At 57.2% G+C, this 13,976-nt stretch carries 17 protein-coding genes and 1 tRNA gene; 13 read left to right on the top strand and 5 right to left on the bottom strand.

All coding sequences use genetic code 11. The features are described 5' to 3' along the window. The first annotated feature begins 339 nt into the window (after positions 1–339). From BW921_RS01970 to BW921_RS01960, 3 genes are all read left to right on the top strand, one after another. Positions 340–1,674 (top strand): RsmB/NOP family class I SAM-dependent RNA methyltransferase, encoded by a 1,335-nt coding sequence (locus BW921_RS01970; RefSeq protein ID WP_148688343.1) that lies wholly within the window; start codon positions 340–342, stop codon positions 1,672–1,674. Between the two features lie 88 nt (positions 1,675–1,762). After that, positions 1,763–2,710, top strand: a complete 948-nt coding sequence (locus BW921_RS01965) for a hypothetical protein (RefSeq protein ID WP_148688342.1) — start codon at positions 1,763–1,765, stop codon at positions 2,708–2,710. A 213-nt stretch (positions 2,711–2,923) separates the two neighbouring features. Continuing rightward, positions 2,924–2,999: transfer RNA gene (locus tag BW921_RS01960), tRNA-Gly, on the top strand. A 58-nt stretch (positions 3,000–3,057) separates the two neighbouring features. On the opposite strand, the gene BW921_RS01955 is transcribed toward BW921_RS01960, so the two are convergent. The 3 genes from BW921_RS01955 to BW921_RS01945 are packed head-to-tail and all read right to left on the bottom strand — an operon-like array spanning position 3,058 to position 6,061. Beyond that, on the bottom strand, positions 3,058–4,314 hold the full coding sequence (locus BW921_RS01955) for a DUF505 family protein (RefSeq protein ID WP_250638225.1): 1,257 nt from the start codon (positions 4,312–4,314) through the stop codon (positions 3,058–3,060). Positions 4,315–4,342: 28 nt separating this feature from the next. Beyond that, positions 4,343–4,879 carry a DUF505 family protein gene (locus BW921_RS07975; protein WP_148688340.1) on the bottom strand — a complete coding sequence of 179 codons (537 nt, stop codon included), beginning with the start codon at positions 4,877–4,879 and terminating at the stop codon, positions 4,343–4,345. 33 nt (positions 4,880–4,912) lie between these two features. Continuing rightward, a complete protein-coding gene (locus BW921_RS01945; protein ID WP_168168652.1) occupies positions 4,913–6,061 on the bottom strand; it encodes an Nre family DNA repair protein in 1,149 nt (382 codons plus the stop codon). Between the two features lie 67 nt (positions 6,062–6,128). Between BW921_RS01945 and BW921_RS01940 the strand changes: the two genes are divergently transcribed. Further along, positions 6,129–6,887 (top strand): KaiC domain-containing protein, encoded by a 759-nt coding sequence (locus BW921_RS01940; protein ID WP_148688338.1) that lies wholly within the window; start codon positions 6,129–6,131, stop codon positions 6,885–6,887. Beyond that, positions 6,884–7,411: a hypothetical protein gene (locus BW921_RS01935; RefSeq protein ID WP_148688337.1), complete on the top strand. Its 528-nt coding sequence runs from the start codon at positions 6,884–6,886 to the stop codon at positions 7,409–7,411. The genes BW921_RS01940 and BW921_RS01935 overlap by 4 nt, the downstream gene beginning before the upstream one ends. On the opposite strand, the gene BW921_RS01930 is transcribed toward BW921_RS01935, so the two are convergent. Continuing rightward, positions 7,355–8,416, bottom strand: coding sequence for an mRNA surveillance protein pelota (locus BW921_RS01930; RefSeq protein ID WP_148688336.1), 1,062 nt, complete (start codon positions 8,414–8,416; stop codon positions 7,355–7,357). The two genes, BW921_RS01935 and BW921_RS01930, sit on opposite strands and share 57 nt — an antisense overlap. Next, positions 8,388–8,948, bottom strand: a complete 561-nt coding sequence (locus BW921_RS01925) for an HD family hydrolase (RefSeq protein WP_236953850.1) — start codon at positions 8,946–8,948, stop codon at positions 8,388–8,390. The genes BW921_RS01930 and BW921_RS01925 overlap by 29 nt, the downstream gene beginning before the upstream one ends. Positions 8,949–8,978: 30 nt before the next feature. Between BW921_RS01925 and BW921_RS07755 the strand changes: the two genes are divergently transcribed. The 8 genes from BW921_RS07755 to BW921_RS01890 all read left to right on the top strand — a co-directional run bounded on the left by BW921_RS07755 (position 8,979) and on the right by BW921_RS01890 (position 13,968). Then, positions 8,979–9,161, top strand: coding sequence for a hypothetical protein (locus BW921_RS07755; RefSeq protein WP_168168650.1), 183 nt, complete (start codon positions 8,979–8,981; stop codon positions 9,159–9,161). Then, the gene (locus BW921_RS01920; RefSeq protein ID WP_148688334.1) at positions 9,158–9,748 is read left to right on the top strand and encodes an Era-like GTP-binding protein; all 591 of its coding nucleotides are present in this window, start codon (positions 9,158–9,160) and stop codon (positions 9,746–9,748) included. The genes BW921_RS07755 and BW921_RS01920 overlap by 4 nt, the downstream gene beginning before the upstream one ends. A gap of 59 nt (positions 9,749–9,807) precedes the next feature. Beyond that, positions 9,808–10,893 (top strand): DUF1611 domain-containing protein, encoded by a 1,086-nt coding sequence (locus tag BW921_RS01915; protein ID WP_232452990.1) that lies wholly within the window; start codon positions 9,808–9,810, stop codon positions 10,891–10,893. 5 nt (positions 10,894–10,898) lie between these two features. Next, entirely contained in the window at positions 10,899–11,234 is a 336-nt protein-coding gene (gene sepF, locus BW921_RS01910) for a cell division protein SepF (protein ID WP_168168649.1), read from the top strand. Positions 11,235–11,237: 3 nt separating this feature from the next. Continuing rightward, positions 11,238–12,221, top strand: a complete 984-nt coding sequence (locus BW921_RS01905) for an AAA family ATPase (RefSeq protein ID WP_148688332.1) — start codon at positions 11,238–11,240, stop codon at positions 12,219–12,221. Beyond that, positions 12,196–12,843 (top strand): ZPR1 zinc finger domain-containing protein, encoded by a 648-nt coding sequence (locus BW921_RS01900; RefSeq protein ID WP_210400486.1) that lies wholly within the window; start codon positions 12,196–12,198, stop codon positions 12,841–12,843. Before BW921_RS01905 ends, BW921_RS01900 begins: the two co-directional genes overlap by 26 nt. A gap of 63 nt (positions 12,844–12,906) precedes the next feature. Next, entirely contained in the window at positions 12,907–13,356 is a 450-nt protein-coding gene (locus BW921_RS01895; RefSeq protein WP_088335001.1) for a 50S ribosomal protein L19e, read from the top strand. Positions 13,357–13,368: 12 nt separating this feature from the next. Beyond that, the gene (locus BW921_RS01890; RefSeq protein WP_088334999.1) at positions 13,369–13,968 is read left to right on the top strand and encodes a 50S ribosomal protein L18; all 600 of its coding nucleotides are present in this window, start codon (positions 13,369–13,371) and stop codon (positions 13,966–13,968) included. The last annotated feature ends 8 nt before the right edge of the window (positions 13,969–13,976 follow it).

Raw genomic sequence — 13,976 nt, 5'->3', positions numbered from 1 at the left:
ACTCCGGCGGGCCCTTCCTCGGGGCGGGGGAGCCGCCAGCCCACCCACCGCCGCCCGACTTTACGTCCGGTTGACTAGATATAACGATTTCCCCAGCCTCGGACGTCGAGAGGTTCTGTGCAACGACCTGGCCCGTGCTGGGATTCCCACCGAGGACTCGAGGACTATCCGGGGCCGGTAACCTGCACGACATAAGCGGAGAATAAATCGTGGGAAGGGCAGCAGTACCGGAATTGCACTATAGATCGCCAGCCCAGCGCCTATGAACTCGCGATATGTCCTCCTTTCTCCTAAACCTATTTCTTCACGAACGCAGCTGGCCGACCGAAGGGAGGTCGTGTGAAAGCCAGCGAGATAGTATCCATGTTGGCTAGGATACTCGCTGAGCACTACCGGTCCAGGGTCTCCCTGAAAGAGTCGTTCTACCGGGCTCTCGATGATCCGTTCTCCATTCCTAGCCACAAGGCTAGAGCTATTCACCGTCGACTTATGGAACTCGGCAAGCGGTTAGGACTCTGCGAAGAGATCCTCGATGACGTCATTCAATCGGGGTCTTTCGAAGACCTTGGTCCGGAGCTGAAAGGGGTTCTGGTAACCGCGGCTGACGAGATGTTGTTCGAAGGAACTAGCCCGGCGTTAGTAACCGACGCCGCGACGCGGATAGCTAAGGAGCTAGTCAACGATAAAGTGGCCGACTTCGTGCACGCGATATGCTTCGATCTCGAAGAGTACGACGTCGACCGGCTGAAGCGACGCGGTTACGATGACCTTTGCCTGCAGTACTACTTCCCACCCGACTTCGTCGATTACGTCCGCCGAGTGCTGCCCGAGGACGAGATAGAAGACTTCCTCCGAGCGTGCAACGAGCCCGCGGTAAAGTACGTCCGCGTGAACACGCTGCTGGCGGACGTGGACGAAGTCCGCGAACGCCTAGCGGAGGAGGGCGTGCTGACGGAGCCGGATGAGCACATATCGGACTTGCTACGTGTAGTCGAGGAGGAGGTACCTATAGTCAGAACGGAGGCGTGGAAAGAAGGCCTGGTGTTCACTCAAGACAAGGCCTCCGCGGCCGTCGCTCACGTACTCGATCCACAACCTGGGGAGTTCGTAGTCGACCTCTGCGCGGCCCCTGGCGGAAAGACGCTCCATGTCCTCTGTTTGATGGAGGGCGAAGGAGAGATCCTTGCGGTCGACAAATCTGACTGGCGATTGGATGCCATGCGGGAGAAGTTGGCGTGGCAGCATGTTCCCGACGGTGTCGTCAAACTCCGATGCACGGACGCTCGAGAGATACCAGAGGAGCTGGATGAAGAGGCCGACCGAGCCATTGTCGATCCCCCATGTTCCGGTATGGGTTCCGTCCAGAAGCGACCGGAAACCAGGTGGAATGTCACGAAGAAACGGGTGCGACGTTACGCTAAACTTCAATCAGAATTGTTGGAAGCAGCGGTAAAGACCGTTCGACCCGGGGGTATTGTGGTGTATTCAACGTGTACTTTAACTATTAATGAAAATGAAAACGTGATCCGAAGAGTCGTAAGACGGTATGATATAACTATTGAGGAAGTAAACCTCCAATTCGGTAGGAGAGGGTTAGTTCCGAGAACCCGACGGTTCTATCCTCATACCGACCGATGTCAGGGGTTTTTCATCGCAAAATTAAGGAAGAACTAAGGCCGATACTGACACCAGCTCAGTCAGTGGAGGTGGACGAAAAGGTTAATTATTCGATATTCTACTGCAAGTGTTGGGGGAATGCAACATGCGAGCCCTAGCACTCTTAGTGTTGGTCCTTGCGGCGTCGGTTGGCGCCGCAGCTGAAGAGGCACCGCTATACGGAGTGCTGACACACCCGTGGACATTCCAGCTTTCCGCGAATCAGGCCAAGCAGATATCGAAAGAGTACGTGATCTCCGTGGAAGCACCGGCCGGTGCTCAACTACCGCTAGGTAAGGCGTACTACGGGGTGTTCGTAGCCGACGGGAATCACGCCGCGTTGATCGTGGACCTAACCCCGGCGGTGACGGGAGAGACGGAGGATGCTGTAGTAGTGGACCCCAACGCGATATCGGGTAAGCTTCCGCCGGCTGTGAAGTTCAGACAGTGGAAGCCAGCTCACTTGGCTAGAGGGGCTCTACTAGCCCTGTCGCTGGAGACCAAGCCGCTACCGATAGGACTATCGCTCAAGATGGTTGACCCAGAGGAACTGACGATTAAGGTTGGGAAGTTCCAGGTGAAACTCAACCGGGAGCTCCTAAAAGGTCTGGCGCGAGTATTGGCTACGTACGAGTACGGTCACCCCCACGGTAAGACTCCCGTAGGGTACCTGCAGGCGCTCGTGTTTAAGTACTTCGTGAAGGCGTCAGTGACGGGAGCCGAGCCGGAAGAGCTACAGAAGCTCGAGGTCAGCGAGGAGGAGAAGGAAGGGAAGGAAGAAAAGGAGGTCAACGAAGAGACCGGATACGCGCTCCGTGCGTTCCTAGAAGTGAATGAGCAGCAGGGTCTAACGGACCTGAAGGCGGAGTTCAGCGTTGACAACCTTGAGAACTTGATCGGTGAGGCCGTGACGGTCCTGCAGGATGTCCTCAGCAGCCCCGAGGCGCAGCAGGCAGCAGCCACAGCGGAAAGTGCGTTCAAGAAGTTCGTTCAGGTGCCGGTGGCCGCAGTGTGCTTGCTCGGGATCGTGATGATAGCCGTCCGACGCCAATAGAGGCTTCCTTCCCCCCAGGTCGGAATTGTTACGAGCTCTATAACATATGTCTGTACGGCGCCGGGGAGGTCGCCACACCGGTATCGGAGACGGTAGTGATGAGCGAACATCCCAGCTACGAAAGTCTGGCTCCTCCAGTTGTCGCACGCACAGCGACCCACCGAATGTCCGAAATATTTTTATAGTTGGAGTCCGACCACTGGCGACGGTGGGGCGGCCGCAGTCTAGTCTGGTAGGACGCGGGCCTTCCGAGCCCGTGGCCCGGGTTCAAATCCCGGCGGCCGCACCAAGCCTCAAATCGTTATAAAAATCGTAACGTTTTCCCCACGGGATTGGTTTGGGGGAGGTTAAGCGGCCTCCTCCGGATGCTGTCGCACTTCCGTGGCTTTCTGAAGCAATTCGAATGCTCTGAGTAATTCCTCTCCGGCCTCTGTGATCTTCCAGCCGCTCATCATCTTGGTTTGCCGCAACAACTTTACTGCTTTCTTAGCTTGGTCCAGCGTGACGCCGGCTCTCTTTAGTAGGGTCTTCGGGAACTTGTAGAGCTTCTTGATGTTAACACCCTCCCTCTTCAAGTCGTATACTGCCTTGAGGAGACGGGTCGCGACCGGTGTAATCGGGTGTCGGAGTTTCAGAATCTCCATCGTCTGACCACGGTGTATCGCCGTCTTGAGGTGTTGGCCGGCTCGCGTCAGTATCACCCCTCCCGTGAGCAACTCTTCGACTATACCTCGAGACTCCAACTTCGACAGTGACTCCAGGATCTGGTGCTCTTCGAGCCCGTACCGGTCACAAACGTCTTCGATCAGTTCCCGTCTGTCGATCGACCCGTCGGGTACTCGGTAGATCAGTTTGGCCTCGTCTCCAGTCAAGAAGGGAGACCTCTCCACGCGACGCGCTATCTTGGCGACCATCAACCCCTTCGTGGTGATGGCGGCTTGCGATACCAGACCGGCACGGTGAGCCTCCTCCAGCCACTCTGGGGAAGGTGACTCGAAACCCATCGACACGGTGACGGCTTTGACACTTTCCGCCCGCACCGGCGCGCCCAGGTTGTGAAGTAATCGTTCTCCTTCCTCTGTGAGTACCCATATCGGCTTGCCCTTTTCCTTTCCGTAGTCGCAGACGGTTCTCTCCACGAACCCGTGCGCCTCCAACTCCTTCAGGTCAGTTGTGGGGTCGGGATCAGCCTCTCCGTACTCCTCTATTAGCATCCTCTTGATCCTCTTCAGGGTAGGAGCCACGTTAAGGTTCTCGTCGGGGCGGTACAGGCGATCGATAATCTCCAAAAGCCTTAGCTCGCTTGGACGTACGCTGATAGGAGGCACACTCGGGAAATCTTCCCCTACCATCTCGTAGGCTCGGAGGACGTGCTCGCCGGCCCTCGTTAACGATCCCTTCAACGCGTATCCGAGCCGCTCGAGGCGCTTCATGTCCTCGGGTTCTTCTCCTTCACTCACGGCCTTTACGTCCTCCATGATCCCAGGTGACAACACCAGATGCATGGCGGGAATCGCCTTTTCGATCGCGTACTTGATCTCGCGGCCGAGCGCAGTCAGAGTGTACGTGCGGCCACCATCCGAGGGTGGGGAGATCACCAGCATCCGCATCGCCTCGAGCGCGTGGAGGATGTTATCTGGAATGTCTATAGTTTCCCGGTATTTGATGAAGGTTTTTCAATGTCCCGGGTCCCGGTGGTAACTTAGCTATTCGCCCGGCTACATCTTGGGTGACGTACAGTTTCGGAGTCGCCTTGAAATACGCCTCTAACACTAGCTCTCCGGCTTTTGTCAGCTCGCCATCTTCCGACAGACCACGCTCGTTCAGCAACTCTTCCCAACGCTCCGGCACGAAGGATAGGGCTGAGTGTTTCAGCGCCAGTATCGTGTCCGAGCCAACCCATCGGTCATGCGTCCACTCTTGTGGTGGCTGCTCCAGAATATCGACGGTCTCAGCTACTGCCTTCGCAGCGGTTTTTCCGGCATCGGTTAGTTCCCACTCATTCGGTCCGACTCGCTCCATCAGACCTTGAAGCTCGAGCTCTAGCAACCGCTGTGGGATGATTTCCGTGATCGCCTCGGCCTCCTTGGCGATCTCCCTAGCCTCTTCCCTGGCACCGAGTTCCTCGACCGTAATCAGTACTTCCGCGTGGTCCTTCAACAGTAGCATCGCCTTCCTCCCTATTGCTCGGCTCCTACTTACTCATAAAAACGTGTCGAGAGTTCTCTGGCGGCTACGTCTGATCACCTTCAGAGCGGCTTTACCTACCGGATCGCCCAACTTCTCCCGCAGGAACTCCCATACCTCATGCGGATCGTCCGTTGAAAACACCTCCTCGGCGCGTCGTACGGCTTCCCTAATCACCCAAGCACCTAACGGCGCTGAGTACTTCTTCCGAACGATCCTGATCACGGTGATTCCGTGCTGTTTATTCAGCTCGGAACACCACTCTAAGGCCGCTAATCTAGCCGCGAAGTACGCACCTCCGGTTTCGCGGGGTTCCTTGCAACCCTTCACTTCCGAGTCCCTAAGTACTGCGATTCGTGTGCGATCGGACCACGGCGCACCCGGCTCGTAAGATTCGACGAGTTCGTACGATAACGGTTCCGGGCGTAAAATCACCCACATTTCGTTACCGAAAATTTCGCCCGACAAGACGCGGTATTTCGAAGATACAGGTAAGTCTCTGACCTCCCGTGTCAGGTGTTCTGAGATCATCGAATCCACCGACGCGACGCTCCATCGGGTCGGCACCATTCGGCGGTCCCTTCCTAACAGTCCTAACGACAACGCCCGCGCGATGTACGACTCGTCGTAGCCGCGTCGGTAGAGACCAACGACGGCCTCCTCGGCTTTGACGTCGTCCTCATGATAGCGTTCCAGGTCGCGTGGAACCTTCGGTGTCCCGTCGAGTTCGAGCTCTCCCTCGACTAAGGGCCCGATGAACGGGGTAGTTCTGGACGCGCCGCTGAGCCTACGTCGGACTTGCAGCGTGCTCTCCACGGGTCTCACAGAAACCGACGACTCGATCTCGGGATCCGACAGGTCCGGCGGGTTTCGGACATCGCGCTTCCCACGGTACTTACGGAAGGTGAGTGCTCTAGTTTTCAGTGCCTCTTCGTACGGGAGATCGGCCAGGGTACCTCCTTCATCCGGCGTGCGGCGCTCTCCGACCCCCGGCGCCGCGATAACCCGCGGGTACCCACGCCACGAGACGTAGGCAGTTACGGTGTAACCGTCGACGTTCCGACTCGAGAGTCTAGCTCGGACCTCGTTCAGTGCGTTCAAGAAGGGGCAACGGTCGCGCCCACACCACCTGCGGCCCCTGCATTTCGGGCAAAGTCCTCCCAAAGGGCTATCCCCCGAGCAATGAATTATAATCGAATTGAGCTCGAGTTGGTCTAGTGGGGGTGGTCCCATGACCGTAGAGAGAGTCTCAACTGGTATTCCTGGAATGGACGAGGTTCTCAACGGGGGAATCCCGGAGCGCAACGCCGTGCTACTGACCGGAGGTCCGGGAACGGGTAAGACGATATTCTCACAGCAGTTCATCTGGGAGGGGCTGGAGGAAGGTGAGCCCGGCGTTTTCGTGACGCTTGAGGAGCACCCGGTTCAGGTGAGGAAGAACGTTGAAGGGTTCGGCTGGAACTTCCGGGAGTACGAGGATGAGGGTCTCCTGGCCGTTGTGGACGCGTTTACGGGTGGTATAGGTAGGGCGAGCGAGTACGAGAAGTACGTCGTGAAGGATCCGACGGATGCCAGTGAGCTGATTGGAGTGATCAGGCAGGCCGTCAACGACGTCGAAGCCAAGCGGGTGGCCATAGATTCCGTGACTCCGTTGTACATCGATAAGCCCAGTGTGGCGCGTCGGATCATGTTCAGGCTCAAACGGATGCTCGCGGGGCTAGGATGTACCAGCATCCTGGTTAACCAGATCGCCGCCCACGAACGTGGCTTTGGAGGTCCGGGTGTGGAACACGCAGTGGATGGTATTATTCGGCTCGATCTCGACGAAGTAAAAGGAAGACTATGGAGGTCATTGATAGTGTGGAAGATGAGGGGAACCGCGCACAGCATGCGGCGTCACCCGTTCGATATCACCGATGAGGGGATTCGAGTGGATCCCGAGAAAGTCTTCGTGAAGGAGCGTGGCGAGGTGCGGGAGGTGGAGGATTGAAGTCGCGCTCACTGCTCCGACACTTCAACTTTGCGATCATCACGGTACCCGCTGAGATGTTCGGAGAGCGAGCTACAGCGTTCCGGAAGACCGTGTACCGACGGGTTGCCGAGTCGTATTTAGAATACGAGTTGATGCCGGACTACGCTGGATTCGAACGAGTCTCTGTCGACGTCATAGTGAAGGATGTTTGTGATAGGATGTTGGGCGAAGCGGCAAGAATCGAAGTCGAAGGTGACAAAATCATCGTGACGGTAGAAGGGTGCCCGATCTCGCCCTTTTCAATGCTCAAAAAGTATGAGTCCCTGTCAGATGGGGCGAAACGAATCATCCAGGACTCCATAAGTAGGTATCCCGCGTGCCCGGTGGTAAACCTCATAGATGAACTGTGCCGGCTGGCCGGTCACGACGTCGAGATACTCCACGACGCAGGGGACGTGTGTTCTCGCCGGTGTACGATTACCGTGCTACCCCGTGGGGATAGAGAACCGGAGCAGTGCGGCGATTCCCCCCAATTCCCGTAGCCTCTCTCCCCACTCGTGTTCTGTGCTTACAATGAGTACCTTTGCCCCCGTACGCTCCGCGTACTTGACGGCGTTCAGGACGTCCTCTTCACCTTCCACCATCGCTTCCCGGAACTTCTCGTCCGCCACTAGCAATACTTCGATAGCCCCGAACTCCGCGGCTTTGAGACACTCTCGGACGCCGTACGCCACCGTGTCATTACCCTTGCCGATCCTCTTGAACACTTCCTCGAGATACTTGACCTCCTCCGCGACCCTAGACTCTTCGACTGCCTTCTCCACTGCTCCACGTCGGATCATTTCGATGAGCCCGGCCTCACCCGCCGAGCCAGTATCCTCCACGTGGGTGGGAATGTCACGCTCTTCCCGTAAGAACTCGGCGAAATCCGACTTCACGAACCCCGGGCCACCCACGACGATGTGTTCCACCCCTTCCTCTTCGGCAATACGCTCGATCTCGTCGGCGAGTTGATGGAAGAACTTCCGCATTTCCGCCTTTCGGTTACCGCCGCGCTTCCCCGGTACGTTGTGCCGCACCCTGGACACGATGTCTAACCCGTAATCCCTGACTATTCCAATGGTTCCCTCACCGGTGTCTACTGCCACGAGCATCACTGGTGGTCGCAATATCTCGGCCTCTTCGATGCGCTCTATGTCCTTCCGTTCCCACCCGTCCTTCACGATTTTTATCCGCTTCCCGGTCGTAACGTTGATGGTATGGTGTGATCCAGACTCTGGGCCGTGCTCTATCACACCTTTGATTCGTAACCTGTTCGCGTATTTATCAAATTCTACATCTTCTACTCGGACTCCTAGGTAAACCGGTTTGCGTTCCCCCTTATCTCTTCTGATAGTTTCGGCCCTCTCATCTTTAACCCGTCGTCTTTCCAGTGCAAATACTAGATCACCTCTCCTAACGACGTGGTATAAGTGCCATAGATCGTCCAACGTTTCAGGAAGTACTTCTATGTATCCTTTATCCAGATCCTTTTCCACTACCTTCATCGCCGTTCCGCCCCCACTCACGTAGTATCTCTTTGAAAACTAGTAGGTACTCTAGACCTAGCTTCCTAGCATCGCGCTCCGCTGAGTCTAAGAACTCCCGACACGCTTCGAACCCGACCCGAGAGTACTCCAAGGCCTGCAAGGCCATGTCGAGAGTGTCCGCGAGCTTGGCAGCCTTCGCTTCCGGGGATTCACGTCGTTCGAACTCCCTCCAAATATCGAGTAGTTTCCCGTCGAACACGCGTTTGGCGGCTTTCTCTTCCGCTTCGCGCTTGGCATCACCGAACACCCGTGATGCCTCGGCGTCTAGGTCCAAGGTGAGGGCTTCCGGGAGATCGTGTATCAGCGCCATGACGACGGTCTTGTAAGGGTCGACGTCGATACCTCGCTCGGTCAGTCGATGGCAGATCTCCCAAGCCAACATCGCCGCACCGAAAGAATGTTCCGCGACGCTTTCCACGGAGCTTCTGGGAATGCCCCGGACTAACCACCCCGTCCTGAGTATGCGCTTCAGCCGGTAAATCGCTTCCACGTCCAAATCACTATCCCCGGGTGGGCCCCCTTGCGGAGGGAATATATCGCTGCTGTGGAGCTTTCGAGCTCCGTGGTGTTTGGGGTAGTTGCAGGCTGGATCCTGTCCCAATACGTGCAACATAGACTGCTCAAGGTGTTGCTTCCGGTTTTGGGAGTGGTCTTGGGGTTCTTGGCAGGTTTAGCCCGGGTTGTGCGGGGAGTGAAGGAATGAAGGAGGCCTCTGTGAAAGAGGTTCCGGAGCTGGACTCGCGGGCCTTTCGCATCGCCGTGTTGGGGCCTGAAAACGCCGGCAAGTCCACTCTGGTCAACGCGTTGATGGGGCGAGAGGTCACTGAAGTCTCCGAAGTCCCAGGTACCACGAAGACCGTCTCCGGTTACCGGTGGACGTCCCGCGAGTTCCCGCTGTATGTATTCGATACCGTCGGACTCGCCGACGAGCGGGGTAAGCGGAGTAAACGAGGTGTCCGTGCTGAAGACGTCGTTGAGAAGCTCGGCAGATACGATTTAGCGTTGTTCGTGGTCGACGTCACGAGGCGTGTAGGTCCCGAGACGCTCCGTGCACTCCACGTGATCAAGTACGCCGCCGATCTCGAGACGCTGCTCGTCGCGAACAAGATCGATCTTCTCGACCGCGGGGAACTTGAAGAACGGTTAGAACGCATCAGAGAGCGTACTGGTCACAGACCCGTCCCCGTGTCCGCCTTGACCGGTGAGGGCATCGGAAGGCTGCTCAGGGAGATCGAGCGTCGGGTTCGTGAAAAGCGACGAACGCTACGGGTCGCTCTGGGGTACCGGTAATACTATCAGCATTAGCCGGCGCGGATCGCGGTGAAGCTGGGGGGCCGCTACAGTTGACGGTGCTACGTTCGATCGATGAGCTCGCCGAGCTCAACCCGTTCGCCGTGGTGGGTGCCGGGGGCGGCGGGGAAAAGTTCGCGACCCTCCCAACGGTAGAAGTCGTTGGGATTATGGACGACGACCCGAGTAAGGTGGGAACGGAGATCGCCGGAGTGAAAGTCACGAACGACTTCGATGAGGCCGTCGAAGGAGCATCCTCCGTAGCGATCATGCTTCCAAAGGGTGCGGAACACAGGGCCCTCGAGCTAGCCGTGGAATCCATCCGCCGCGGCCTCAACGTAGTCACGTCCTTCAGGTCACTTCCGCTCGAGGACTACCCTGCGCTAGTGAAGCTGGCTGAGTCGAGAGGCGTCAAGATCCTCGAGCTGAGCCCCAGGTTGGACGTCGTGCGTGAGGTGGCCGGGGATGCTCCAGAACGCTGTACTGAGGTAGTGCCCAAGAAGGACGGGCCTGAAACGGAGATACCTCGCGTGTTCGTTGGTGGAACCTCCCAAGAGTGTGGAAAACGTACGACGACCCTTAAGTTAGCGGAAGGACTCGAGGCGTTAGGCTATACTCCAGCTACGGTAGCCACGGGAGAGTTCGCGACGCTCGAAGCGGACGTGGGGTTTCGAGCGGGTTCTCTCTCCGTCATGGACGTAGCTTCCGCTGTAGCTCACGCCGTCGACTACGTCGCCGAGGAGAAAGACGCCGACTTGATCATTGTAGAGGGACAGTCTTCACTCACCGAACGTCGTAACCCACACCCACGGCCCCTCTACCTAGGGATATTACTCGGATGTGCTCCGGACGCGGTGGTAGTGTGCCACCGCCCGAACCACCCGTTCCGGTACCCTCGTGGGGTTCTGGCTGAAGTCAAGGCCCTTCGGGCGATAGTCCCCGACGCGGACCTCGCGGCGGTGTGCGTGAACCCGAGGAACTTGGAGGAGCCCTTCGAGACGTACGCTCGTAAACTACGTGCTAGAATATGGCGGGTTACAGGAGAGCAGGTTCCAGTGAGGAATCCCGTCGAGGAACCCGAGAAACTGGCACGGGACGTGATCCGCACTATCGAGGGGACCGGTCGGGGCGGGGCACGATGTTAGGGTTTTTGAGAAGGATCTTTGGTGAGGGGGAGAACTCGAAAGGCCCCATGCTTGAGGACTTCCTTGAGGAAGAAGAGGAAGAGAGGTCTCAGCACCCCAAAGTTACGATAGTGGTATCTCGGGTTCAGGAGCCGTCGGATCTGGAGGACTTGATGAACGAGCTTTACCAAGGGAACGTGCTGATACTGGATGTCAAACCCCTCCTCGATCGCGATGGTCATGAGGATATTATCCAAGAACTCAAGCGCACCGCGGTGAGTCTTGGTGGATTCGTCGGGGTGATTAAGGACACCGTACTGCTGGTAACTTCCGATAGTGTTGACATCGAGAGGCGGGGCTGATGAATGGCTAGATCCACGATCGTGCTGATCGGTGGCGCTTCAGGCGTTGGGACGTCCACGATCGCCCGTGAGGTCGCGAGGAGACTCAACATCACGCACCTTATCGAGACGGATCACCTCCGAGAGGTTCTCCGTGGAGCGATCGACAAAAAGTACGCCCCTGTGCTTCATATGTCTTCCTACAACGCCTATCGTGCGCTCAGAATTCCTGACCACATGGTTCCAAAGAAGTTCCGAGACCGAGTCATCGCCGGTTTCGTGGAGCACGCCTCAATGGTGAAGCCTGCTATCGACATGGTGATCAAGAGGGCGGTCGAGGACGCTAGTGACCTTGTGATCGAAGGCGTCCACCTCGTACCGGGCCTCGTACATCCGGAAGACTACCAGTACGCCGACGTCCACATGGTTATACTCTATGCGGACGAGGAGGAGCACCGTGAGCGGTTCGTGAAGCGTGCCATGGAAAAGGGTCGTGGAGGCCGACATCTCGAGTACTTCCGTCAGATCCGAATTATTCACGACTTCCTTCTTGAAGCGGCGGACGAGCACGGCATACCCACTATCAAGAACGATGATATCGACCGTACGGTCAGCGAGGTGCTGTCCGTGGTCCGAAGTGTCAGTGTAGTAATCAAATCCGTCCATAATCTGGAAGATTCTATTCGGGAGGCCGAAATCATACGAGAGAACAACTGCAGGTTAATAGACATTGGTTTCCCCATCCCAGGTAAGCGTGATGTGATCAAAGTATCCTTCAGAAGGGACCCAGTTGACGAATGGGAAGAAATTTTGAACAACGAGGAATCACAGCAATACTTCAAACATCTTTACTCCGCATCGAATAACGTACATTATCATAAAATCTCCGCTCCAGACGAGGAGTCACTACATCGTGCTATCGAGAAGCTTCGAATGGAAGGATTTAAGGTAGAAGAGCTACGGTCGGGGGACGTGCGCGAGGTTGGGAAAGAAGATAGGGAAGGGTAACCGCGAAACCCACGAAATGAAGTACAGGATGGAGTTCTCCTACTTAGAGTGTCCGGTGTGTGGAGAGAAGGCGCTGATGGTGCACGGAAGAATAGATGAGATACCACACTTCGGGCGAGTCCTCGAGCAGTTCATTCATTGTAAGACGTGCGGGTATCGGCGCTCCGATGTCATGTGTCTGGAGGATCGGAAACCTGCGGAGTATCGGTACCGGGTTAATTCACCCGAGGATCTTCGCGTTCGAGTGGTCCGCTCACCTTCAGGTTTCGTTGAAATACCAGAGCTCGGGGTCGAGGTCAAGCCAGGTCCCGCCGCTCAGGGTTTCGTGTCCAACATCGAGGGATTGCTGAGGAGAATCCGAGAACGCGTGGAAACCGCCGCCAGGTGGGCGGATAACGAGGAGTCCAAGAAGCGGGCGGAAGAAATTCTACGCAGGATGGATGCGGCGGTTTCAGGAGAGGACGAGATCACGATCGTGCTGAAGGATCCTTACGGTCACTCGGCTATCCTCCCCGAGCAGGACGACAAGCTCGAGGTGCGGGAGTTGGACGAGGAGGAGGCCGAGGAACTCCGCACCAGGATATTCCGCCCGATGGTGCCCTCCGGGGAATATTCTAATTAGGGCTCGAACCGACGGCGGCGTCGAGTGACGGTCCAGGCCCGAAGTAGGAGGGTGAGAAGGACCATGAACCTACGGCCCCAGCGTCGGATGGCGGCTGAGATACTCAAATGCGGTGTTCACAAGGTATGGATAGACCCGGAGAGGCTGGAAGAAGTCGCCCGAGCCCAGACTCGGGAGGACATCCGTCGACTCATCAAGGAAGGGGTTATCCGAAAGAGGCCGATCAAGGGACAATCCCGGGTGAGAGCCCGAAAGCGGCACGAACAGCGGAAGAAGGGGCGCCAGCGTGGTCCGGGTCGTCGGAAGGGAGCGAAGGGCGCACGGATGCCGAAGAAGCGCGCGTGGATCCAACGAATAAGGCCGATTAGGCGCAAGCTGCGGGAGCTCCGAGACTCCGGCAAGATCGACCGCAGCACGTATCGGAAGCTGTACATGATGGCGAAGGGAGGATACTTCCGCGACACCTCTCACCTGTTGGCGTACATCGAGGAGAACGACCTGTGGAAAAAGTAAGGGGTGGTTGTGTTGGCCACGGGTCCCAGGTATCGGGTTCCGTTCAGAAGGCGTCGCGAGGGTAAGACCAACTACTACAAGCGACGTGAGCTAATCAAGGCCGACGCTCCGCGCCTAGTGGCCAGAAAGACGCTCAACCACAACATCGCCCAGATCGTCGACTTCGCCCCGCAGGGTGACGTCACACTGGCTTCGGCCCACTCCATCGAGCTGCGCAACAAATTCGGCTGGAAGGGACACTGCGGGAACACACCGGCGGCATATCTGACGGGTTACTTGTGCGGTCTCCGAGCGCTTGAACGTGGCATCGAGCGAGCGGTGATCGACATAGGACTCCACCGACCCGTGCGGGGCTCCAGAGTGTTCGCCATGTTGAAGGGGGCCCTGGACGCCGGCATGGACATACCGCATGGGGAGGAAGTGCTCCCACCGGAGGACAGGATTCGTGGTGAGCACATCGCCAACATGGCCCGACAGATCAAGGAAGAGGACCCGGAGGAATATGAGCGCAGGTTCTCCAAGTACCTCGAACGCGGTCTGAAGCCGGAAGAACTCCCGGAACACTTCGAGGAAGTAAAGTCCAAAATCGAGGAGGAGTTCGGCGGCGCGTAGCGGGGGCG

This window comes from Methanopyrus sp. SNP6, from assembly GCF_002201895.1.
GTDB lineage: Archaea > JAADCQ01 > Methanopyri > Methanopyrales > Methanopyraceae > Methanopyrus.
Note: the sequence above shows the minus strand (reverse complement) of the source record. Positions and strands in the feature narration are given on the sequence as shown.